This window comes from Modestobacter caceresii, from assembly GCF_000761485.1.
GTDB lineage: Bacteria > Actinomycetota > Actinomycetes > Mycobacteriales > Geodermatophilaceae > Modestobacter > Modestobacter caceresii.
This window is the reverse complement of the sequence record NZ_JPMX01000091.1, coordinates 194,047-217,026: the sequence shown is the minus strand read 5'-3', so window position 1 is coordinate 217,026 and position 22,980 is coordinate 194,047. Positions and strand designations below refer to the sequence as shown.

Annotated in this window: 20 protein-coding genes; 14 read left to right on the top strand and 6 right to left on the bottom strand. The window is 73.1% G+C overall.

Annotation, left to right across the window (positions count from 1 at the left end; genetic code table 11):
- The first annotated feature begins 161 nt into the window (after positions 1 to 161).
- From rapZ to IN07_RS19020, 9 genes are all read left to right on the top strand, one after another.
- Positions 162 to 1,097, top strand: coding sequence for an RNase adapter RapZ (gene rapZ, locus IN07_RS25930; RefSeq protein ID WP_036338714.1), 936 nt, complete (start codon positions 162 to 164; stop codon positions 1,095 to 1,097).
- Positions 1,097 to 2,050, top strand: a complete 954-nt coding sequence (locus tag IN07_RS19055; protein ID WP_036338712.1) for a gluconeogenesis factor YvcK family protein — start codon at positions 1,097 to 1,099, stop codon at positions 2,048 to 2,050. Before rapZ ends, IN07_RS19055 begins: the two co-directional genes overlap by 1 nt.
- Before the next feature lie 73 nt (positions 2,051 to 2,123).
- Entirely contained in the window at positions 2,124 to 3,104 is a 981-nt protein-coding gene (whiA, locus tag IN07_RS19050; protein WP_036338709.1) for a DNA-binding protein WhiA, read from the top strand.
- A gap of 266 nt (positions 3,105 to 3,370) precedes the next feature.
- Entirely contained in the window at positions 3,371 to 4,375 is a 1,005-nt protein-coding gene (gap, locus tag IN07_RS19045; RefSeq protein WP_036338706.1) for a type I glyceraldehyde-3-phosphate dehydrogenase, read from the top strand.
- Entirely contained in the window at positions 4,375 to 5,568 is a 1,194-nt protein-coding gene (locus IN07_RS19040) for a phosphoglycerate kinase (RefSeq protein ID WP_036338703.1), read from the top strand. Before gap ends, IN07_RS19040 begins: the two co-directional genes overlap by 1 nt.
- A gap of 9 nt (positions 5,569 to 5,577) precedes the next feature.
- Entirely contained in the window at positions 5,578 to 6,387 is an 810-nt protein-coding gene (tpiA, locus tag IN07_RS19035; protein WP_036338700.1) for a triose-phosphate isomerase, read from the top strand.
- A 37-nt stretch (positions 6,388 to 6,424) separates the two neighbouring features.
- Positions 6,425 to 8,197 carry an ABC transporter substrate-binding protein gene (locus tag IN07_RS19030; protein ID WP_231558473.1) on the top strand — a complete coding sequence of 591 codons (1,773 nt, stop codon included), beginning with the start codon at positions 6,425 to 6,427 and terminating at the stop codon, positions 8,195 to 8,197.
- Positions 8,198 to 8,316: 119 nt separating this feature from the next.
- The gene (secG, locus tag IN07_RS19025; protein ID WP_036338697.1) at positions 8,317 to 8,547 is read left to right on the top strand and encodes a preprotein translocase subunit SecG; all 231 of its coding nucleotides are present in this window, start codon (positions 8,317 to 8,319) and stop codon (positions 8,545 to 8,547) included.
- 164 nt (positions 8,548 to 8,711) lie between these two features.
- Positions 8,712 to 9,101 (top strand): RNA polymerase-binding protein RbpA, encoded by a 390-nt coding sequence (locus tag IN07_RS19020; protein ID WP_442929016.1) that lies wholly within the window; start codon positions 8,712 to 8,714, stop codon positions 9,099 to 9,101.
- A 131-nt stretch (positions 9,102 to 9,232) separates the two neighbouring features.
- Here IN07_RS19020 and pgl read toward each other — a convergent pair whose 3' ends face one another.
- The 5 genes from pgl to tkt form a co-directional block, all read right to left on the bottom strand.
- A complete protein-coding gene (gene pgl / locus IN07_RS19015; protein WP_036338692.1) occupies positions 9,233 to 10,006 on the bottom strand; it encodes a 6-phosphogluconolactonase in 774 nt (257 codons plus the stop codon).
- Entirely contained in the window at positions 10,003 to 11,223 is a 1,221-nt protein-coding gene (locus tag IN07_RS19010) for a glucose-6-phosphate dehydrogenase assembly protein OpcA (RefSeq protein WP_052091496.1), read from the bottom strand. The genes pgl and IN07_RS19010 overlap by 4 nt, the downstream gene beginning before the upstream one ends.
- A gap of 46 nt (positions 11,224 to 11,269) precedes the next feature.
- Positions 11,270 to 12,793: a glucose-6-phosphate dehydrogenase gene (gene zwf / locus IN07_RS19005; protein ID WP_036338690.1), complete on the bottom strand. Its 1,524-nt coding sequence runs from the start codon at positions 12,791 to 12,793 to the stop codon at positions 11,270 to 11,272.
- A 144-nt stretch (positions 12,794 to 12,937) separates the two neighbouring features.
- Positions 12,938 to 14,044 (bottom strand): transaldolase, encoded by a 1,107-nt coding sequence (tal, locus tag IN07_RS19000; protein WP_036338686.1) that lies wholly within the window; start codon positions 14,042 to 14,044, stop codon positions 12,938 to 12,940.
- A gap of 131 nt (positions 14,045 to 14,175) precedes the next feature.
- Entirely contained in the window at positions 14,176 to 16,407 is a 2,232-nt protein-coding gene (tkt, locus tag IN07_RS18995) for a transketolase (RefSeq protein ID WP_036338683.1), read from the bottom strand.
- A 321-nt stretch (positions 16,408 to 16,728) separates the two neighbouring features.
- On the opposite strand from tkt, the gene IN07_RS18990 reads away from it, so the two are divergent.
- A complete protein-coding gene (locus IN07_RS18990; RefSeq protein WP_036338680.1) occupies positions 16,729 to 17,652 on the top strand; it encodes a heme o synthase in 924 nt (307 codons plus the stop codon).
- Positions 17,653 to 17,855: 203 nt separating this feature from the next.
- Here IN07_RS18990 and IN07_RS18985 read toward each other — a convergent pair whose 3' ends face one another.
- On the bottom strand, positions 17,856 to 18,782 hold the full coding sequence (locus IN07_RS18985) for a COX15/CtaA family protein (protein WP_036338678.1): 927 nt from the start codon (positions 18,780 to 18,782) through the stop codon (positions 17,856 to 17,858).
- A gap of 161 nt (positions 18,783 to 18,943) precedes the next feature.
- On the opposite strand from IN07_RS18985, the gene IN07_RS18980 reads away from it, so the two are divergent.
- Genes IN07_RS18980 through IN07_RS18965 form a run of 4 tightly spaced genes read left to right on the top strand, consistent with a single transcriptional unit; the run spans position 18,944 to position 22,978 of the window.
- Complete coding sequence (locus tag IN07_RS18980; RefSeq protein WP_036338675.1) at positions 18,944 to 19,870, top strand: helix-turn-helix transcriptional regulator; 927 nt, start codon at positions 18,944 to 18,946, stop codon at positions 19,868 to 19,870.
- Positions 19,867 to 21,306, top strand: a complete 1,440-nt coding sequence (gene sufB / locus IN07_RS18975) for a Fe-S cluster assembly protein SufB (protein ID WP_036338674.1) — start codon at positions 19,867 to 19,869, stop codon at positions 21,304 to 21,306. The genes IN07_RS18980 and sufB overlap by 4 nt, the downstream gene beginning before the upstream one ends.
- On the top strand, positions 21,306 to 22,637 hold the full coding sequence (gene sufD / locus IN07_RS18970; RefSeq protein WP_036338671.1) for a Fe-S cluster assembly protein SufD: 1,332 nt from the start codon (positions 21,306 to 21,308) through the stop codon (positions 22,635 to 22,637). The genes sufB and sufD overlap by 1 nt, the downstream gene beginning before the upstream one ends.
- Positions 22,634 to 22,978, top strand: a complete 345-nt coding sequence (locus tag IN07_RS18965; RefSeq protein ID WP_036338668.1) for a Rieske (2Fe-2S) protein — start codon at positions 22,634 to 22,636, stop codon at positions 22,976 to 22,978. Before sufD ends, IN07_RS18965 begins: the two co-directional genes overlap by 4 nt.
- Positions 22,979 to 22,980 lie beyond the last annotated feature (2 nt).

The following is a 22,980-nucleotide window of genomic DNA, read 5'->3' as shown; positions in this document are numbered from 1 at the left end:
GGGGCCGCGGAGCCGGTGGCCGCGGGCGCCTCGCCCGACGTGGTCGCCGAGGACGCCGTCGAGCTGGAGCCATCGGTCGCCACCGGGGCGCCGGCCCAGGGGCCGGACGCCGACCAGACCGCCGAGTCCGGCCGGGTCCACCCCGCCGCCGGGCAGCCGGCATGACCGCCGGTCGCGCAACGCCGGCCGGGCCGCAGAGCGACGTCCCGCCGGCGGCCGACGGGTCGAGCACCGAGCTCGCCCCGCTCGACGTCGTGGTCGTCACGGGTCTGTCCGGAGCGGGCAAGAACAGCGCCGGCCGGGTGCTGGAGGACCTCGGCTTCTTCGTGGTCGACAACCTGCCGCCGGCCCTGCTCCAGCCGATGGTCGAGCTGGGCGCCCGCGGCGACCTGCGCCGGTTCGCCGCCGTCGTCGACGTGCGCAGCCGGGCCTTCTCCAGCGACCTGCAGGAGTCCATCCGGCAGCTCGCCGAGGCCGGGCACCGCCCGCGCGTCGTCTACGTGCACGCGCGCAACGAGGTGCTGATCCGGCGCTACGAGTCGGTCCGGCGCGAGCACCCCCTGCAGGGCAACGGCCGGCTGATCGACGGCATCGACACCGAGCGGGAGCTGCTCACCGGCATCGCCGGCGACGCCGACCTGTGGATCGACACCAGCGACCTCAACGTGCACCAGCTGCGCGCGACCCTGGAGGCGTCGTTCGTACCGGACGGCGAGCTGCCGGAGGTGGTGGCGACCGTGCTCAGCTTCGGCTTCAAGTACGGCCTGCCGCTGGACGCCGACCTCGTCGTCGACGCCCGGTTCCTGCCCAACCCGCACTGGGTCCCGGAGCTGCGCCCGATGACCGGCCGGGACGCCGAGGTGCGCGACTACGTGCTCGCCCAGGACGACGCCGGGGCGTTCCTGGACAGTTACGGCGAGGTGCTGCGGCTGCTGCTGCCCGGCTACCGGCGCGAGGGCAAGCGGTACCTCACGCTGGCGGTGGGGTGCACCGGCGGCAAGCACCGCAGCGTCGCCATCGCCGAGGAGTTCGCCCGTCGGCTCAACGCCGAGGGCGTCCCGGCGACCGCGCGCCACCGTGACCTGGGGCGCGAGTAGTGGAGACCCCCGGCCTGCGGGTCGTCGCCCTCGGCGGCGGGCACGGGCTGGCCGCTGCCCTGGCTGCCTGGCGACGGCTCACCGCGGAGCTGACCGCAGTGGTCACCGTCGCCGACGACGGCGGTTCCTCGGGGCGGATCCGGCGCGAGATGCCGGTGCTGCCACCCGGTGACCTGCGGATGGCGCTGGCCGCACTGGCCGGCGAGTCCCCGCGCACCCAGCAGATGGCCGACCTGCTCCAGCACCGCTTCGGTGGCACCGGCGTGCTCGCCGGGCACCCCGTCGGCAACCTGATGCTGACCGGCCTGACCGAGATGCACGGCGGCGACACGGTCCGGGCCCTCGGCGTGCTGGAGGAGCTGCTCGGGACGCGTGGCCGGGTGCTCCCCATGTCCGACGTCCCGCTGGACCTAGTGGCCACGGTGGCCAGCGTCGACCCCGACGACCCGCAGGAGACCCGCCGGATCCGGGGTCAGGTGGCGATCGCCTCCACCCCCGGGCACGTCGAGGACATCCGGGTCTCCCCGGCCGACCCCCCGGTGCCACCGGAGGTGCTGGCGGCGATCGCGGCGGCCGACGTGGTCAGCCTCGGGCCGGGCTCCTGGTACACCTCCGTGCTGCCCCACCTGCTCGTCCCGCGGCTGCGGACGGCGCTGGCGGAGACCGCGGCGCGGGTGGTCGTGGTGCTGAACCTCGAGCCCCAGGTGGGGGAGACCGACGGCTTCTCGCCGGAGGAGCACCTGCGCGTCCTGCTGGCCCATCTGGGAGGCGTGTCGCTGCACACGGTGATCGCGGACACCGCTGCGGTTGTTGACCGGCGTGGTCTGCTGTCTGCTGTGCAGGCATGTGGTGCAGAACTGGTGCTGGCACCGGTGGCTGCACCCGACGGGACACCACAGCACGATCCCTCCCGGCTCGCTGCCGCACTGGCCTCCGTGGTCGGTGCGCGGTGACCGGCAGGGCAGTGGCCGGACACGGGGACGACCGTGACACCGGCCGGCACACAGGGGGAAGGGAACACCGCTGATGGCGATGACGGCGATGGTGAAGGACGAGCTCTCCCGCGTGGAGTGCACGAAGACCTCGGAGCGCAAGGCCGAGGTGACCGCGCTGCTGCGCTTCTCCGGTGGCCTGCACATCGTGGGCGGCCGGGTGGTCATCGAGGCGGAGCTGGACACCGGCTCGGTGGCCCGGCGGCTGCGCCGGGACATCAGCGAGGTGTACGGCTACACCAGTGGCGTGAGCGTGCTGGCCGGCGGCAACATCCGCCGGGGCGTGCGCTACCTGGTCCGGATCGCCAAGCACGGTGAGGGCCTGGCCCGGCAGACCGGGCTGGTCGACCAGCGGGGCCGGCCGGTCCGTGGCCTGCCGCCGTCGGTGGTCTCCGGCGGGATCGGCGACGCCGAGGCGGCCTGGCGGGGCGCCTTCCTGGCGCACGGGTCGCTGACCGAGCCGGGGCGTTCGTCGTCCCTGGAGGTCACCTGCCCCGGGCCCGAGGCGGCGATGGCGCTGGTCGGTGCGGCCCGTCGGCTGGGCATCGCGGCGAAGGCCCGTGAGGTGCGCGGCACCGACCGGGTGGTCGTACGGGACGGCGACGCGATCGGTGCGCTGCTGACCCGGATGGGCGCCCACGACGCCGTCCTGGCCTGGGAGGAGCGGCGGATGCGCCGCGAGGTCCGGGCCACGGCCAACCGGCTGGCCAACTTCGACGACGCCAACCTGCGCCGCTCGGCGCGGGCCGCGGTCGCGGCGAGTGCCCGGGTCGAGCGGGCACTGGAGATCCTGGCCGACGAGGCCCCGGAGCACCTGCTGGTCGCCGGGCGGCTGCGGCTGGAGTTCGGTCAGGCGTCGCTGGAGGAGCTCGGCCAGCGCGCCGACCCGCCGATGACCAAGGACGCTGTTGCCGGGCGCATACGGCGTCTGCTGGCGATGGCCGACAAGCGCGCCAAGGACCTCGGCATCCCGGACACCGAGTCCGTGGTGACCGACGACATGCTGGCCCAGTAGCAGCGGGAGCACCCTGCCCCGCTCGCTGCGAGCCCCGTGGGGCAGGCGTTCCAGCACGGCACGAGACGTCCGCGACGTCTCTCCCGGCCACCGGGGGAGACGTCGCGGACGTCTGTGCACGCCCCGTCCGGCGGAGCGGGTGCGCGGTCGGAGGCTGCTCGGCGGGCCGATAGGCTGTCGCCGGAATGTGGTCGTGCGCACGCACGGCCCACGGGCGCCGCTGGGCCGACCGGTCCGGCTGGGCATCACGGTCTGGGAGGTCCTCAGTGACGGTACGGGTCGGCATCAACGGGTTCGGTCGGATCGGCCGCAACTTCTATCGGGCGGTCGCCGCCAGCGGGGCCGACGTCGAGGTCGTGGCGGTCAACGACCTGACCACGCCCGAGACGCTCGCGCACCTGCTCAATTACGACAGCATCCTGGGCAAGCTGGCCGAGGACGTCTCGGTCGTCGGTGACGGCATCAAGGTCGGCGGCGCCACCATCAAGGTGCTGGCCGAGCGCGACCCGGCGAACCTGCCCTGGGGCGAGCTGGGCGTCGACGTCGTCGTCGAGTCCACCGGCTTCTTCACCAAGGCCGACGACGCGCGCAAGCACGTCGACGCCGGTGGGGCCAAGAAGGTCATCATCTCCGCGCCGGCCACCGGCGACGACCTGACGATCGTCATGGGCGTCAACCACGAGCAGTACGACGGCTCGCAGACGATCATCAGCAACGCGTCCTGCACCACCAACTGCCTGGCCCCGCTGGCCAAGGTGCTCCACGACGCCTTCGGCATCGAGCGTGGCCTGATGACCACGATCCACGCCTACACCGCCGACCAGAACCTGCAGGACGGCCCGCACAAGGACATGCGCCGCGCCCGCGCCGCCGCGCTGAACATCGTCCCGACCTCCACCGGTGCGGCCAAGGCGATCGGCCTGGTGCTGCCGGAGCTGAAGGGCAAGCTCGACGGCTACGCGCTCCGCGTCCCGGTGCCGACCGGCTCGGCGACCGACCTCACCGTCACGCTGTCCCGCGAGGTCACTCTCGAGGAGGTCGACGAGGCCTACAAGGCGGCTGCCGCCGGCCCGCTGGCGCCGTACCTGGTCTACACCGACGCGCCGATCGTCTCTTCCGACATCGTCACCGACCCGGCCTCGTGCATCTACGACGCGGGTCTGACCAAGGTGTTCGGCAACCAGGTCAAGGTCGTCGGCTGGTACGACAACGAGTGGGGCTACTCCAACCGCCTCGTCGACTCCGTCGTGCTGGTGGGCAGCAAGCTCTGATGCGGTCCGTCGACGAGCTCATCGCCGACGGGGTGTCGGGTCGGCGCGTGCTGCTGCGCGCCGACCTGAACGTCCCGTTGGACTCAGACAGCGGCGCGATCACCGACGACGGCCGGATCCGGGCCAGCCTGCCCACGATCTCGGCGCTCCGCGAGGCCGGCGCCCGGGTCGTCGTCGCCGCGCACCTGGGCCGCCCCAAGGGCGAGCCCGACCCGCGGTACTCCCTGGCGCCGGTCGCCGCACGGCTCGGTGAGCTGCTCGGCACCGAGGTGCCGCTGGCCGCCGACGTCGCCGGCCCCGACGCCACGGCGAAGGTCGCGGCGCTCGCCGACGGCCAGGTGCTCATGCTGGAGAACGTCCGCTTCGAGGCCGCCGAGACCGGCAAGGACGGTGCCGCTCGCGGCGAGCTGGCCGACCGGCTCGCCGGGCTGGCCGACCTCTACGTCGACGACGCGTTCGGTGCCGTGCACCGCAAGCACGCCTCGGTCTACGACGTGGCCGAGCGGCTCCCGCACGCGGCCGGCCGGCTGGTCGCCCGCGAGCTGGAGGTGCTCACCCGGCTCACCGAGAGCCCGGAGCGGCCCTACGTCGTCGTGCTCGGCGGCTCCAAGGTCAGCGACAAGCTCGGCGTGATCGAGGCGCTGCTGCCCAAGGTCGACCGGCTGCTGGTCGGCGGGGGGATGACCTACACCTTCCTGGCCGCGCAGGGCCACGAGGTCGGGACGTCGCTGCTGGAGGCCGACCAGGTCGACAGCTGCCGGCGGCTGCTGGCCGAGGCCGGCGACCGGATCGTGCTGCCGGTCGACGTGGTCTGCACCCCGGAGTTCAGCGCGGACGCGCCGACCACCGTGCTGCCGGCCACCGAGATCCCGGCCGACCAGATGAGCCTGGACATCGGGCCGAAGAGCGTCGAGCTCTTCGCCGAGGCCCTGGCCGGCGCACGCACGGTGTTCTGGAACGGGCCGATGGGCGTGTTCGAGCTCGCTCCCTTCCAGGGCGGCACCCGGGGCGTGGCGCAGGCCGTCGGCGCGATCGACGGGCTCTCCGTCGTCGGCGGCGGCGACTCCGCGGCCTCCGTGCGCCAGCTCGGGCTGGACGAGGCGGCCTACGGGCACATCAGCACCGGCGGCGGCGCGTCGCTGGAGTACCTCGAGGGCCGGGAGCTCCCCGGGCTCGCGGTGCTCGCGGACTGAGGGGCGACGATGGCACGCACGAAGCCCAGGCCGCCCCGGGAGGGCCGCCGTCCGCTCATCGCGGGCAACTGGAAGATGAACCTGACCCACCTCGAGGCGATCGGGCTGGTGCAGAAGCTGGCCTTCTCGCTGACCGAGCCGCAGCTGGAGGACGCCGAGGTCGTCGTCGTCCCGCCGTTCACCGCGCTGCGCAGCGTGCAGACGCTGGTGGCCGGCGACAAGCTGGAGATCGGGTACGGCGCGCAGGACGTCTCGGCGCAGGACTCCGGCGCCTACACCGGGGAGGTCAGCGGGGCGATGCTCGCCGCGCTCGCCTGCCGTTACGTCCTGGTCGGCCACTCCGAGCGGCGCACGCTGCACGGTGAGGACGACGCGGTGGTCGCGGCCAAGGTGCAGGCGGCGCTGCGGCACGGGCTGGTCCCGCTGCTGTGCGTGGGGGAGGGGCTCGACGTCCGTCGGGCAGGCACCCACGTCGCGCACTGCACCGACCAGCTGGACCGGGCCCTGGACGGCGTCCCCACCGAGCAGCTCCAGGAGCTGGTGGTCGCCTACGAGCCGGTGTGGGCGATCGGCACCGGTGAGGTGGCGACGCCGGATGATGCGCAAGAGGTCTGTGCGGCGCTGCGGGCACGGCTCGCCGAGCGTCACGGCGCGGACACGGCCCCCGCGGTCCGTATCCTCTACGGCGGATCGGTCAAGGCCGGCAACACCGCCGGCATCCTCGCCGGGCCGGACGTCGACGGTGCACTCGTCGGCGGGGCGAGCCTGGACGCCGACGAGTTCGTACAGATCTGTCGTACCGCTGCCGGTGGGAGCTGACCGCCGCCGGCACTGACCGGGCGGAGCAGCACCCACGTTGACGCACAGCACGGAACGGCGACCGGCCGCCCAGCGCACCCCTCGGGGAGCGGGGCGGTCGGTCGTCGTCGTGTTCCTGGCCGCCGCCCTGGCCGTGCTGACCGGCTGTGGCAGCGAGAACAGCGGGCTGGCCGGGGTGCCGACCGTGGCGGCGGAGCCCGACAGCGGGGTCGAGGGGGTGCGCGCACCCTCGGAGGAGCCCGGCGGGACGCTGCGGCTGGTCACCGGCGAGATCGACAGCTTGGACCCGCAGCGCTCCTACATGCCGTCGGTGTGGAACCTGATGCGGCTGTACACCCGCACCCTGGTCACCTACTCCGCCGAGCCGGGCAGCACCGACGAACTGGTCCCCGACCTCGCCACCGACCTCGGCACCAGCACCGACGGCGGCCGCACCTGGACCTTCACCCTGCGCGAGGGCGTGCGGTTCGAGGACGGCCGGCCGATCACCTCGCGCGACGTGAAGTACGGGATCGAACGCTCCTTCGCCTCCGACGTGGTCGTCGGCGGCCCCACCTACGTCGTCGACCTGCTCGACGACCCGGCGGACCCCTACGCCGGGCCCTACCAGGACGAGACCGCCGACCGGCTGGGGCTGGCCTCGATCGAGACCCCCGACGACCGGACGATCGTCTTCCGGCTCACCAGTCCGGCGCCGGACTTCCCCTTCGTCATGGCCCTGCCCTCGAGCAGCCCGGTGCCGGCGGAGAGCGACACCGGCGGCGACTACGGTGCCCGTCCGGTCAGCTCCGGCCCCTACCTGATCACCTCCGTGGACCCGGTGGCCGGCATCGTGCTGTCCCGCAACCCGCAGTGGGACCCGGCCACCGACGACGTCCGCACCGCCCTGCCGGACGAGGTGGTGGTGCGCACCGGTCTCTCCGGCGTCGCCCGCGACCAGGCCCTGCTGGCCGGGTCGGCCGACGCGGACCTCTCCGGGACCGGCGTGCAGCAGGCCACCACCAGCCGGCTGGACGACGAGGACCTGGCCGCGCGGATCGACGACGTCACCACCGGCACGGTCCGGCTGCTGGCCCTGCCCACGACGGTGGCCCCGATGGACGACCCGTCCTGCCGGGCTGCCGTGGCTGCCGCGGTCGACCGGTCGGCCGTGCAGCAGGCCCTGCTGGGGGCCGGCAACGCCGTGCGGACGTCGGTGCTCTGGCCGCGCGCGGTCGCCGGAGCCCCCGAGGAGTCCGACCCCCAGCCGGATCTGGCCGCTGCACGGGCGGCGCTGGCCGCCTGCGGTCAGCCCGACGGCTTCAGCACGGTGCTGGCCGTCCCGGACGTGCCGTCCAGCGTCGAGGTGGCCGAGGCCATCGCTGCAGACCTCGCGGAGGTGCGGATCGCCGTCGAGGTGCGCCCGCTGGACCCGGCCACCTACTACGCCACGGACGTCGGCAACCCCGATGCGGTGACCGCCGCGGGATACGGGATGGTGCTCGCCACCTGGACCGCGGACTTCCCGACCTCGGCGTCCTTCCTGCTCCCACTGGTCGACGGGCGCTCGATCCGCAAGGTCGGCAACACCAACTACGCGTACCTGGACGACCCGGCCGTCAACGGGCTGGTGGACGCCGCCCGGGCAGCGACCGAGCCGGCCGCGGCTGCCGACGCCTGGCGCCAGGTCGGGTACGCGGTGCAGGAGACGTCGGCCTACGTCCCGCTGGTGGAGAACCGGGTGCAGTTGCTGGCCGGCCAGCGGCTGCGCAACGGCGTGGTCATGCAGCCCTACGGGGGCTACGACGTCGCGACGGCCGGCGTCCGCTGACCGGCCCTGGCTGAGCGGATGCCCTGGCCCCGTCGGTTAGGCTGGACCGTCGAGAGCCCCCGACCCGACGGGTGCGAGCCCACCCACCCCGTTGTGTACGGGACAGGAGACCAAGAACGATGGAGTTGTTCCTCAACGTCCTGCTGGTGCTCACCAGCCTGCTGCTGATCGTGCTCATCCTGCTGCACCGCGGCAAGGGCGGCGGTCTGTCCTCGATGTTCGGTGGTGCGGTGTCCTCGCAGCTGTCCGGCAGCTCGGTGGTGGAGAAGAACCTCAACCGGCTGACCGTCTTCGCCGGTCTGCTGTGGGCCGTCTGCATCGTGGCGCTCGGGATCCTGCTCAAGGTCTGACGAACGACCCTCTCCTCACGAGCCCGGCGCGGGCCCCCGGGAGAGGGCCGCTGTGCGGGCCGGCCCGTGCGATCGTTCCCATCGGTGCAAGGGCGCGTGGCGGCACACAGGGTGTTCACATCGTGACCCTGAACGGGCTGGTCAGGCCCTAGACTGCCCCCGCGGTGATCAACTCAGTCACCGCGACGTGGCAGCGATCAGGGGGGCCTCTCGTGGCTGGTGGGAACGCGATCCGGGGGAGCCGGGTCGGTGCGGGACCGATGGGTGAGGCCGAACGTGGCGAGGCAGCGCCTCGGAACCGGATCGGCTTCTGGTGCGCGAACAACCACGAGTCGCGGGTCGCCTTCGCGACGGACGTCGACGTCCCGGAGACCTGGGACTGTCCTCGGTGCGGGCTCCCGGCCGGGACCGATCAGCAGAACCCGCCGCCGGCGCCGCGGACGGAGCCGTACAAGACGCACCTCGCCTACGTCCGGGAGCGCCGGTCGGATGCGGACGGTGACGCTCTGCTGGAAGAGGCCCTGAGCCGCCTGCGCGCCCGTCGCGGCGCCTGATCAAGGACCCCGCTGCCCCCCGCCACTCGCGCGCTCGCGGCGGGACCCTGCAGCGGGGCCGTTCCAGCACGTCACCGGGCCCGGTCACCCCATGAGCAGCTGGGGTGACCGGGCCTTCGGCTGTCCTGGGCTCAGGCGCGGGGGAGCTGGCCGGCCGCTGCGGTGTCCAGCAGCCAGCGGGTGGCCTGCTTGCCCTGCGCCCCGGCCGCCGGGAGCTGGACCGGGTCGGCGCCGGACAGCGCCCGGGCGACGGCCTCGGCCTTGCCCTCGCCGCTGACCAGCAGCCAGACCTCCTCCGCCGCGGTGATCGCCGTGAACCCGAGGCTCACCCGGGTCGGCGGCGGCTTCGGACAGTCGCGGACCGCGACCACCGGACGGTCGTCGGTGGCCGCCGGGGACTCCGGGAAGATCGAGGCGACGTGGCCCTCCGGCCCCATGCCCAGCAGCAACACGTCGATCCGGGGCATCGTCTCGCCGTCACCAGCGACTGCGGCGAGCTGGTCGGCGTACCAGGCCGCTGCCTCCTCCGGCTCGTCGAAGCCCGCGTCGGAGGAGGGGATCGGGTGCACCCGCTCCGGGTCCAGCGCCACCTTGGTCAGCAGCGACTCGCGGGCCCCGAGCTCGTTGCGGTCCGGGTGGTCGACCGGCACGAAGCGCTCGTCACCCCACCACACGTCCACCAGGCCCCAGTCGACGACGGCGTGCTCGGGCTCGGCGGCCAGTGCGGCGACCCGCTCGAGCACCGCCGTCCCGATGCCCCCGCCGGTGAGCACGACCGACGCCGTCCCGTGCACGGCCTGGGCGGCGGCCAGCCGGGCGACCAGCGCGGAGGCCACGGAGCGGGCCAGGTGGTCGGCGTCGGGCAGCACGACCACGTCGGGCGTCTGGTCCTCCTGCTGGCTCATCGCGTGCGCGCCTTCCTGGCCGGTGCCTTGCCGCCTGCCGCCGACGGTGCGTCGGGGGCCTGGACGGCCCCCTGCTCGGCGGAGTCGTCGGCGGGGGAGTCGGGCTCGCCGGCCTCGGCCACCTCGTCGGCGTCGGCCGAGTCGTCGGGCACCGTGGGGGCCGGCGTCGCGGCCGATGCCCCGTTGCCGTTGCCGTTGCCGTTGACCGGCTCGGAGGTCTGCTGTGGCCGCATGGGGTCGTACCAGACGTGGTCACGGCAGGCCGGCCGGTCGGAGAGACCGGCCGCCCCGGTCACCGCCTCCAGGGCCTCGCTGTACGGCTCGTCGGAGTCCAGCCGGCGGAGCTCCTCACCGATCAGCTCACCGAGACTGCGGTCGGGCAGTGCGACGATCGCCTCCGGGCGGAACGGCTGGTTGATGACCGCGCCGCCCTTGCGGTCGTCCTGCACCCGGACCACCTCGTCCTGGTCCAGTCGCAGCTCGACGCTGTCGATGCCGGCGGACCCGGGCACCCGTGCCGTGCCGACCACCGGGATGTCGCAGCCGCACCGGGCGGACAGCCAGCCGGCGACCAACTGGGCGGTCGCGCTCTCCGGGTCTCCCTCGACCTGCCCACCCCGGACGCGCACCGAGTCGCCACGGCGACCGGAGACCGAGTCCAGCGTCGAGGCCAAGGTCGCCCGCCACGGGGTGCTGCGGGTCCACGCCAGGTCGGTGTCACCGGGCGCGTAGTCGTGCGCCCGGGTCCGCAGCGCGGCCACCGGGTCGGCGCTCATGGCGGAGTCGGTGATCCGGCGGTCGGCGATGACGCCGAGCGCGTCCCGGGCGATCTGCTCCGGCGGCGCCTCGTGCCACCAGGTGACGACGGGGGCGTCGGCGGCCAGCAGCGGCAGCACGACGGACTCCGCGTGCAGACCCAGCCGGCCGTACATCCGCATGACGACGGCCTCGCCCGGGCCCAGCCGGCCACCGATGAGCACCTCGGCGTCCAGCCGCGGCACCGGCGCCTCGACCTGACGGCGGACCACGATCAGCAGCCGGCAGGGGTGCACCTCGGCCGCGGCCGACGCGGCCTGCTCGGCCTCCGCCACCCGGCCCTCGTCGGCGACGACGACCAGGGTGAGTGCCACCCCGCTCATCACGGCGCCGCCGGTGCGGCGCTGGGCGGCCAGTTCCTTGACCACCGCGGATCCGGTGGTGTCCCACAGCGTGGTCATGAGGTCCCCTCCTGGGGAGTCGCGCGGGCGGTGGGTGGGTGGCCGCTCACGGTCGGCGCCACTGGCGGCCGTCGGCCTCGAGCATGGCGTCGGCGGCCCGCGGACCCCACTCGCCTGCCCGGTACGGGTGCGGCTCGGTGGACGCCCAGTACGCCTCGAGCGGGTCGATGACCGCCCAGGAGGCCTCCACCTCGGCGTTCCGGGGGAACAGCGTGGCGTCGCCGAGCAGCACGTCGAGCAGCAGCCGCTCGTAGGCCTCGGGGCTCGCCTCGGTGAACTGCTCGCCGTAGAGGAAGTCCATCGCGACGTCGCGGACCTCCATCACGCTGCCGGGCACCTTGGAGCCGAACTTCAGCGTCATGCCCTCGTCGGGCTGCACCCGGATGACGAGCTGGTTGTGGCCGAGCTCCTCGGTGTCGGTGGGCGCGAAGGGCAGGTGCGGAGCCCGCTTGAAGACCAGGGCGATCTCGGTGACCCGGCGGGGCAGCCGCTTGCCGGTGCGCAGGTAGAACGGGACGCCGGCCCAGCGCCGGGTCTCCACGCCGAGCCGGACGGCGGCGTAGGTCTCGGTGGTGGAGTCGGTGGCCACGCCCTCCTCCTGGCGGTAGCCGAACGCACGCTGACCGGCGAGCCAGCCCTGCTCGTACTGGCCGCGGATGGCGAACTGGACCATGTCGTCGTCCGCGGGGACGGAGACCGCCCGGAGGACCTTGAGCTTCTCGGTGCGGATCTCCTCCGCGGAGAACTCGACCGGCTCCTCCATGGCGGTCAGGGCCAGGAGCTGGAGCAGGTGGTTCTGCAGGACGTCGCGAGCCGCGCCGGTCTTCTCGTAGAACCCGGCCCGCCCGCCGATGCCGACGTCCTCAGCCATGGTGATCTGCACCGAGTCGACGTGGTGGCCGTTCCAGATCGGCTCGAACATCGAGTTCGCGAAGCGGAGGGCCAGCAGGTTCTGGACCGTCTCCTTGCCCAGGTAGTGGTCGATCCGGAAGACGTCGTCGGCGGTGAACACCGAGTCGACCAGCTCGTTCAGCTCGCGGCTGGAGGCCAGGTCGGTGCCGAAGGGCTTCTCCACCACGACGCGGCGCCAGCGGTCCATGCTGCTCTCGGCCATCCCGGTGCGCTGCATCTGCTTCAGCACGGTCGGGAACAGCGCCGGCGGGATGGACAGGTAGAACGCGGCGTTGCCGCCGATGCCGTGGCTGCCCTCGAGCTCGGCCAGGTTGCTGGCCAGCTCGTCGAAGGCGTCGTCGTCGTCGAAGGAGCCCTGGACGAACCGGACGCTGTTCGCCAGCCGCTCCCAGACCTCCTCGCGCCACGGGGTGCGGGCGTGCTCACGCGCGGCCGAACGCGCCAGCTCGGAGAACTCCACGTCACCCCAGTCGCGGCGGGCGAAGCCCAGCAGCGCGAAGTTGGTGGGCAGCAGCCCCCGGTTCGCCAGGTCGTAGACGGCGGGGAGGAGCTTCTTGCGCGAGAGGTCCCCGGTGATCCCGAAGACGACCAGGGCGCAGGGCTCGGGGACCCGGGGCAGCCGCCGGTCCCGTGGGTCGCGCAACGGGTTGGTGGGCATCGTGTCCGTCCTCGATCAGCTCGCAGGGTGCCGCCGTCCGGTGCGGCGCCGGACCGGACGGCGGACGGTGTCCAGAGGGTGGTGCACAGGCGGACCTGCGCGGGGCCCGGGCGACGGGTGTGCCGCCCCCCGGGCCCCGGCGGGTCAGGCCTTGTCCTGCAGCTGTTCCTGCACCGAGCCGGTCAGCTCGTCCCAGGCGTCGACGAACTTCTGCACGGCCTCGTCCTCGAGGACGCGGAACACGTCGTCGAGGTCGACGCCGGCGTCGGCCACCGCCTGCATGACCTTCTCGGCGTCCGCGTAGGCCGACTGCACCGGGGTGCCGGCCTGGCCGTGGTCGGCGTAGGCCTGCATCGTCTTCTCCGGCATGGTGTTCACCGTGTCCGGGGCGATGAGCTCGGACAGGTACAGGGTGTCGGAGTAGTCGGGGTTCTTGACCCCGGTGGAGGCCCACAGCGGGCGCTGCTTGCTCGCACCCTTGGCCTCCAGCGCCTTCCAGCGGTCGGAGGAGAAGACCTCCTCGTAGGCCTGGTAGGCCAGCTGGGCGTTGGCCACGCCGGCCTTGCCCTTGAGCGAGGCGTCCGCTCCGCTGGCGTCCAGCCGCTTGTCGATCTCGCTGTCCACCCGGGACACGAAGAACGACGCCACCGACTCGATGCCCTCGAAGGAGGCCTCCGGGTCCTCGGCCAGCCGCTGCTCCAGGCCGGAGAGGTAGGCGTCCATGACGGCCTTGTAGCGGTCGAGGCTGAAGATCAGCGTCACGTTGACGCTGATGCCCTTGGCGATCGAGGTGGTGATCGCCGGGAGGCTCGCCTGCGTCGCCGGGATCTTGATGAAGAGGTTCGGCCGGTCGACGAGCCACCACAGGTGGGCGGCCTCGGCGGCGGTGGCGTCCTCGTCGTGCGCCAGGCCCGGCGCGACCTCGAGGGAGACCCGGCCGTCGCGGCCGGTCCGGGCCGCGACCGGCGCGAGCAGGTCGCAGGCGTCGCGGACGTCGGCGGCCGTGATGGTCCGCAGGGCCTCCTCGACGCTGACCTTCCGGACGGCGAGCGCGTGCAGCTGGTCGTCGTAGGACTTCGAGCCGCTGATCGCCGCGGCGAAGATGCTCGGGTTGGTGGTGACGCCGACGACGCTCTGCTCGTCGACCAGCGACTGCAGGTTGCCGCTGCGGATGCGGTCCCGGGAGAGGTCGTCGAGCCAGACGGCGACCCCCGCCTTCGACAGCTGTGCCAGGTTCTCGTTCTGGGCCATGTCATGCCCTCCTGTCGGTGTGGTCAGGCCCCTCGGTGGGGGGCCCGTTCGGGAGTTGTCGACGGGTGGTGGACCCGGCCCGGGTCCCGCCTCGAGTGTGCGGCGGTGGGACCCGGGGCGGGGTCACGTGCTCAGTGGTCGGCGGTGGCGTCGGAGCCGAAGACCCCGCCGCGGGAGACGCCGCCACCGCTCGGCGGGTTGGCGCCGGAGGCAGCGGCCTGGATGCTCTCCCGTGCAGCTGCGACGACGGCGTCCTCGGTCAGCCCGAACTCCTCGTACAGCTTCGAGTAGGACGCGCTGGCGCCGTAGTGGTTGAGCCCGACGATCCGCCCGGCGTCGCCGACGAACTCCCGCCAGCCCATCGGCACCCCGGCCTCGACGCTGACCCGCGCCTTGACCGACGGGGGCAGCACCTGCTCACGGTAGGCCTGGTCCTGCTCGGCGAACCACTCCCAGCAGGGCAGGGACACGACCCGGGTGGGCACGCCCTGCGCCTCGAGCTGCTCCCGCGCGGCCACCGCGATCTGCACCTCGGAGCCGGTGCCCATGAGCACCACCTCCGGCTGGCCGTTGGACGCCTCGGCCAGCACGTAGCCGCCCTTGGCGGTGCCCTCCGCCGAGGCGAACTGGGTGCGGTCGAACACCGGCAGGTTCTGCCGGGACAGCGCCAGACCGGCGGGCCGGTCGTTGTGCTCGAGGATCGTGCGCCAGGCCACCGCGGTCTCGTTGGCGTCGGCCGGTCGGACGAAGTCCAAGCCCGGGATGGCGCGCAGCGCGGCGTAGTGCTCGATCGGCTGGTGGGTCGGGCCGTCCTCGCCCAGGCCGATCGAGTCGTGGGTCCACACGTAGGTGACCGGCAGCTGCATGAGGGCGGCCAGCCGCACCGCGCCACGCATGTAGTCGGAGAACGTGAGGAAGGTGCCGCCGTAGACGCGGGTGCCACCGTGCAGCGCGATGCCGTTCATGACCGCGCCCATGGCGTGCTCACGCACACCGAAGTGCAGCGTGCGGCCGTAGGGGCCACCGGACCACATCTTGGTCTGGCGGCTGGCCGGCAGGAACGAGGGCTCGCCCTTGACCGCGGTGTTGTTGCTCTCGGCCAGGTCGGCCGACCCGCCCCACAGCTCGGGCAGCTCGGGGTAGAGGGCGGCGAGGACCTCACCGGAGGCCTTGCGGGTGGCGACGCCCTTGGGGTCGGCGTCCCAGGACGGCAGCTTCTCCGCCCAGCCCTCGGGGAGGGTGCGGGTGCTCATCCGCTCCAGCAGGGCGGCGCCCTCGGGGTTGGCCGCGGTCCAGGCGTCGAACCGCTGCTGCCACTCGGCGTGTGCCTGCTGGCCGCGGGTGACGGCCTTGCGGGTGTGCTCGATGACCTCGGGGGCGACGTCGAAGGACTTCTCCAGGTCGAACCCGAGGATCTCCTTGGTCGCCTTGACCTCGTCGTCGCCGAGCGCCGAGCCGTGCACGGCGCCGGTGTTCTGCTTGTTCGGCGCCGGCCAGCCGATGACCGTGCGGAGCACGATGATCGACGGGCGGGTGGTCTCGGCCTTGGCGGCGGCGAAGGCGGCGTCGACGGCCGCGAGGTCCTCGCCGTCGTCGACGTGCTGGACTTGCCAGCCGTAGGCGGCGTAGCGGGCGCCGACGTCCTCGGTGAAGGCGACGGTGGTGTCGTCCTCGATCGAGATCTTGTTGTCGTCGTAGACCAGGACGAGGTTGCCCAGCTGCTGGGTGCCGGCCAGCGAGGAGGCCTCGCCGCTGACGCCCTCCTCCAGGTCACCGTCGGAGGCGAAGGCCCAGATGGTGTGGTCGAACAGGCTCTCGCCCTCGGCGGCGTCAGGGTCCAGCATGCCGCGCTCGCGGCGGGCGGCCATGGCCATGCCGACCGCGTTGCCGACGCCCTGGCCCAGCGGGCCGGTGGTGGTCTCGACGCCGGCGGTGTGGCCGACCTCGGGGTGGCCCGGGGTCTTCGAGCCCCAGGTGCGCAGCGCCTGCAGGTCCTCCAGCTCCAGGCCGTAACCGGCGAGGTAGAGCTGGACGTAGAGGGTCAGGCTGGAGTGGCCCATGGAGAGCACGAAGCGGTCGCGGGCGGCCCAGTTCGGGTCGCTGGGGTCGTGCTCGAGCCACTTCTGGAACAGCAGGTAGGCGACCGGGGCCATGCTCATCGCGGTGCCGGGGTGGCCGTTGCCGACCTTCTGCACTGCGTCCATGGCCAGGACGCGCGCGGTGTCGATGGCCGCGCGGTCCAGGTCACCGAAGCCCTCGGGGAGGGTCGGGCTGGGCTGGCGGGGCGAGCCGGTCGAGGAGTCGGTGGCGGCCTCGGCGGGGGCCTCGGCTGCGGTGCTCTTGGTTCCGTTGTCGCTGGTCATGTGGCGCTCGGAGCTCCCTCGGGGATCGGTCGGTGTCGGACCCGCCCGGGGGCGCGGGGGGCAGTTCACCCCGGGCGGACGACGATGCGCACCACGGCCGCCCCGGTCGGCGCGGTCGGAGGTCGTGAGCGTGGGCGCGCCGTCGTCCTCGACGTCCGCCCTACCCGCATCACGCGCAGAGTCAACGTGATCAAACCCTAGTGGTGTCCGGCCATTCCCCGTAGGTGGGCCGGGCTACAGTGGGCGGGCTACCCCATCCCCGGCGGAGAAGGACCTCGTGGTGCCCTGCTGCCCGCGCGACGCTGCGCTCCTGGGCCCCCGGTGACGGCGATCGCCGACCGCTCCGTCGGTCGCGCCCGGCCGGTGCGTTCCGCCCGCGCGACGGTGGCGGCCTACGTGTCGCTGACCAAGCCGAAGCTGGTCGAGCTGCTGCTGGTCACCACGCTGCCGGCGATGATGCTCGCGGCCGGGGGCTGGCCGGGCACCGGCCTGGTCGTGGCCACCCTGGTCGGCGGCATGCTCGCCGCCGGGGCCGCCAACACGATCAACTGCTGGTACGACCGGGACATCGACCGGCTGATGTCGCGCACCCGCGACCGACCGATCCCCAGCGGGGTGATCGCGCCCCGCAACGCGCTGGTCTTCGGTGTGCTGCTGGCGTGGGTCTCCCTGGTCCTGCTCGGGCTGTTCACCACTCCGCTGGCCACGGCCCTCGCGGCGGCCGCGGTGCTCGCCTACTCGGTGCTCTACACGATGGTGCTCAAGCGCCGCACCAGGCACAACACCGTGTTCGGTGGCCTGCCGGGTGCCGCTCCGGTGCTCATCGGCTGGGCCGCGGTCACCGGTTCGCTGGACTGGCCCGCCTTCGTCTTCTTCGGGATCGTCTTCTGCTGGCAGATGCCGCACTTCTGGGCGCTGGCCAGCCGTTTCCGCTTCGACTACTTCCGGGCCGGCGTGCCCATGCTCTCGGTGGTCGCCGGGCCGGTCACCGTCGGGCGCCAGTCCGTCGCCTGGGCCTGGGGCACGCTGGGCACGTCGCTGCTCATGGTCCCGGCGACGCCGCAGCTGGGTTGGGTCACCGGCGTCGCCACCCTGGGCCTGGGCGCCTGGTACGTCGCGGAGTCGCACGCCTGGCTGCGGCGGATCAAGGCCGACGTCCCGGACCGTCCGATGCGGCTGTTCTCGGTGTCGATCACCTACATGACGCTGCTGTCGATCGCCTTGGTCGCCGACGTCCTCGTCTGACGGAGGACGCACCCACCCACCGCGCGGCCAGCGGTGGCGTGCCCAGCGGGTGAGGCGATGTGCACCCACGGCCGGTTCTGGCCACTGGACCAGCCGCAGCTGCACATCACCGGAGCCGAGGGCCGAGCACGCGCGGGTGTGGGCGGGGCCGGGCTCGCTCCGTCGCGCCCGCTCGGCGCCTGCTCGACGCCGAGCTGGCCCCGTCAGTGGGTGGCGGCGGCGCGCTCCAGCGAGGCCTCGACCGGCAGCTCGGAGGCGGGACCACGCACCGACCACACCAGCCGGGCGGCGTAGGCGGAGGTCAGCACCGCGCCGGCCATGTGCAGCAGCACCAGCAGGATGGGCAGCTGGGTGAAGTACTGCACGTAGCCGACGACCCCCTGGGCCAGCAGGACGGTCAGCAGGTCGCGGGCGGCCCGGCGGACCCGGCCGGGGGAGTCGGTGGCGTACAGCGCCACCAGCAGCGCGATCGTCAGCCCGAGCAGCAGGAAGACGGCGTCGGCGTGCAGCTGGCTCATCAGCGCCGGGTCGAAGCCGGTGCGGCCGGCCTCGGGGTCGCCGCTGTGCGGGCCGCTGCCGGTGACCACGGTGCCGAGCACCAGGACCACCGCCGTCGTGGCCGCGATGCCGTACACCAGCAGGGCGAAGGGGCGGCGCACGACCAGCTGACCCACCCCCGGCTCCCGGGACCGCAGCCACATGACGGTCGTCAGGGCCACGAGAGCGGTGGAGACCAGGAAGTGTGCGGCGACCGTGTACGGGTTCAGGCCGGTGAGCACGGTGATCCCGCCCACCACGCCCTGTGCGGGGATGCCCAGGAACGCCAGCACGGCCAGCAGACGGAGGTCGCGGCGGGCGGACCGGAGGACCGCGATCAACGTGGCCGCGGCGATGGCCACCAGGACGAACGTCAGCAGCCGGTTGCCGAACTCGATGACGCCGTGGGCGGCGAGCTCCGGCGTCGTGGTGAAGCTGTCCTCGGTGCACCGGGGCCAGGTCGGGCAGCCCAGCCCCGAGCCGGTCAGCCGGACGAACCCGCCGGTGAGGACGATCAGGCCGTTGGCGACGACGCTGGCCAGCGCCAGCCGGGAGACCGTCGAGTTGCGCACCCGCGAGGGAAGGACCGACACGGCACCGATGCTACTGACCGTGGGGCCCCTCGCCGCTGGTCCGATCGATCCGGCAGCGGCCCCCCTGGGCGGTTCCGCCGCCGTGTGACGCGCCTCTCCGGCAGCCCGCAGGTAAGGCCGACCTTCCTTGCGGGCTCGCCGATTAAGCACACAATCGTGTTGTGGAATCCGCTGCGGCCCGAGCCGCCGTCCCCTCCGCCGGTGCGCCGGCCGAGGACGGGCGCACCCGTGACCGGGTGAGCAGCCTCCTCCTCGAGCACGGCCCGCAGACCGCCGCCGAGCTGGCCGGCCGGCTGGGCATCTCCCCGGCCGCGGTGCGCCGGCACCTCGACGGCCTGGTCGCCGCCGGCCACGTGGCTGAGCTGGCGAAGCCACGCAGTGGACAGGGCACCTTGGGAGTCGCGGTGGCCGAGCGCCAGCGAGGACGCCGTGACACCGAGCGCGAGGCGCCCGGCGGTCAGCGGGGGAGGGGCCGGCCTGCCCGCCGGTTCGCCCTCACCGACGCCGGACGGGAGTCCTTCCCGCACGCCTACGACGACCTGGCGCTCACCGCCCTGCGGTTCGTCGCCGAGCACGGCGGGCCGGACGCCGTCCGCGCCGTCGCCGAGCAGCAGCTCTCCGGGCTGGCGCAGCGGTGCTCCACCGCCGTCGAGTCCGCGCTCGAGGAGGCCGCACCGGGCGCCGGTGAGGTCGACCGGGCACAGGTGCTCGCCGTCGCGCTGACCGCCGAGGGCTACGCCGCGACCGCCTCGGCGATCTCCAGCGGCGGGCAGCTGTGCCAGCACCACTGCCCGGTCGCCCACGTCGCGGCCGAGTTCCCGCAGCTGTGCGAGGCTGAGACGGCGGTGATCAGCCGGCTGGTCGGCACGCACGTCCAGCGGCTGGCCACGATCGCCCACGGCGACGGGATCTGCACGACCCACATCCCCGCGCAGCTGGCCCTCCGGGCCGGACTCCGCGCCGGCTCCCAGGCCGGGAACAAAGCCACCCCCGCACGCCCTGTACCTGCTGGTCGCGCCACGCCCTCCGGCGCCGGCGCCAGCACTCGCACCACCCCCTCGATCGACCGGGAGAGGACCCCCGCATGACCACCACGCAGCCGGTGCCCAGCGCGCCGATGACGCAGGACGAGACGATCGATGCGCTCGGCCGTTACAAGTACGGCTGGTCCGACACCGACGCCGCCGGTGCCTCGGCCACCCGCGGCATCAACGAGGACGTCGTCCGCGACATCTCGCGCCGCAAGAACGAGCCCGAGTGGATGCTCGAGCGCCGGCTGAAGGCGCTGAAGATCTTCGGGAAGAAGCCCATGCCCGACTGGGGTTCCGACCTCTCCGGCATCGACTTCCAGAACATCAAGTACTTCGTGCGGTCGACCGAGGCGCAGGCCACCTCGTGGGAGGACCTGCCCGACGACATCAAGAACACCTACGACAAGCTGGGCATCCCCGAGGCGGAGAAGCAGCGGCTGGTCTCCGGTGTCGCGGCCCAGTACGAGTCCGAGGTCGTCTACCACAAGATCCGCGAGGACCTCGAGGAGCAGGGCGTCCTGTTCCTGGACACCGACACGGCGCTGCGCGAGCAGCCCGAGCTGTTCCGTGAGTACTTCGGCTCGGTGATCCCGGCCGGTGACAACAAGTTCTCCGCGCTGAACACCGCCGTGTGGTCGGGTGGCTCGTTCATCTACGTCCCCAAGGGCGTGCACGTCGAGATCCCGCTGCAGGCCTACTTCCGGATCAACACCGAGAACATGGGCCAGTTCGAGCGCACCCTCATGATCATCGACGAGGGCGCCTACGTGCACTACGTCGAGGGCTGCACCGCGCCGATCTACAAGACCGACTCGCTGCACTCCGCGGTCGTCGAGATCATCGTCAAGAAGAACGCGCGCTGCCGGTACACGACCATCCAGAACTGGTCGAACAACGTCTACAACCTGGTCACCAAGCGGGCCGTGGCCCACGAGGGCGCGACCATGGAGTGGGTCGACGGCAACATCGGCTCCAAGGTGACGATGAAGTACCCGGCCGTCTGGATGACCGGCGAGCACGCCAAGGGCGAGGTCATGTCCATCGCCTTCGCCGGCGAGGGCCAGCACCAGGACGCCGGCGCCAAGATGGTGCACGCCGCCCCGCACACCTCCTCGACGATCGTGTCGAAGTCGGTGGCGCGCGGTGGTGGCCGCACCTCCTACCGCGGGCTGGTCCAGGTCGACGAGGGTGCCTACGGCTCGAAGTCGACGGTGAAGTGCGACGCGCTGCTGGTCGACACCATCAGCCGCTCGGACACCTACCCCTACGTCGACGTCCGCGAGGACGACGTGTCGATGGGCCATGAGGCGACCGTCTCGCGGGTCAGCGACGACCAGCTCTTCTACCTGATGAGCCGAGGGCTCTCCGAGGACGAGGCGATGGCGATGGTCGTGCGCGGCTTCGTCGAGCCCATCGCCCGGGAGCTGCCGATGGAGTACGCCCTCGAGCTCAACCGCCTGATCGAGCTCCAGATGGAAGGTGCCGTCGGCTGATGTCGGCTCCACAGAACACCGGTACTGACGACCAGACCACCCTGACCACGGACTCGGCCACCCTCGCCGGCGAGCTCTTCGCTCCCGGCGTGGGGGCCCAGGCCGGGCCGCCGACCACCCCGGCGGCCGGCACCGGCACCGCCGGCGACACGCCCCCCGGGTCGCACTCGCACGGCGGGCCGGCGCCCACCGGCTCGCCGGCCGAGCGGCTCACCTCCACCGACCCGGACGCCTTCGGCGCACCGACCGGTCGCGAGGAGGAGTGGCGCTTCACCCCGATGCGCCGCGTCCGCGCGCTGCTGGACGGCGCACCGTCGGACGCCCACCTGACGTGGGAGTCCGACCTGCCCGAGGGTGCGGAGCTGACCTCGGTCGAGGCCGGTGACCCGCTGCTCAAGGGCCTGCCCGAGCCGGTCGACCGGCTGGCCGCGCTGACCCGTCAGCGCAGCGGCGGCGCAGCCGTGCTCCGGATCGCCAAGGAGGCCGTGCTCGACCGCCCGGTCACCCTGGGTCTCGCCGGCACCGGCCGCGACGACGTCGTCTGGGGCCAGCTGGTCGTCGAGGTGGGGGCGTTCGCGCAGGCGACCGTCGTCCTCGACCACTCGGGGCTGGCCCGCTACTCCGGCGGGGTCGCCTTCCTGCTCGGTGACGGTGCGCAGCTGACCGTCGTCTCGGTGCAGGACTGGGCGCCGGGCACGGTGCACGGCGGGCAGTTCGACGCCGTCGTCGGCCGGGACGCCTCGCTCAAGCAGGTCGTGGTCACCCTCGGCGGTGACCTGGTCCGGCTGGTCAGCAACGTGCAGTACGCCGGCCCCGGTGGCTCGGCGGACCTCTACGGCGTGTACTTCGCCGACGAGACCCAGCACCAGGAGCACCGGCTCTGGGTCGACCACGGCACGCCGAACTGCCGCAGCAACGTCGTCTACAAGGGCGCGCTGCAGGGGGAGAAGGCGCACACCGTCTGGGTCGGCGACGTGCGGATCCGGCCGGCCGCGACCGGCACGGACACCTACGAGCTGAACCGCAACCTGGTGCTCACCGACGGCGCCCGCGCCGACTCGGTGCCGAACCTGGAGATCGAGACCGGCGAGATCGTCGGCGCCGGTCACGCCAGCGCCACCGGCCGGTTCGACGACGAGCAGCTGTTCTACCTCTGCTCCCGCGGGATCGACGCCGAGACGGCCCGCCGGCTCGTGGTGCGCGGCTTCTTCGCCGACGTCGTGCAGCACATCGGCGTCCCAGCCCTGCAGGACCGGCTGATGGGCACCATCGAGGCGCGCCTCGGTGCCCTGCCGGACCTCGAGGAGCAGCCGGTCGAGGTCGGCGCGTGACGTACGAGCGGGTCTGCGCGCTGTCCGAGGTGCCCGAGGAGGGTTCCCTGCGGATCGAGCTCGCGGACATCGATGTCGCCGTCGTCCAGCTCGACGGTGAGGTCTACGCGATCCAGGACGTCTGCTCGCACGCCGACGTCCCGCTGACCGACGGCGACGTCGACGACGTCGACGGGGCGCCCACCATCGAGTGCGCCCTGCACGGCTCGTGCTTCGACCTGCGCACCGGCCAGCCCACGAACCTCCCGGCCACCGAGCCGGTCCCCGTCTACCCGGTCCGGGTGGAGGGTGACGACGTCCTGGTGGACGTCGACGCCCCCCTCGCCGCGACCAGCATCTGAGG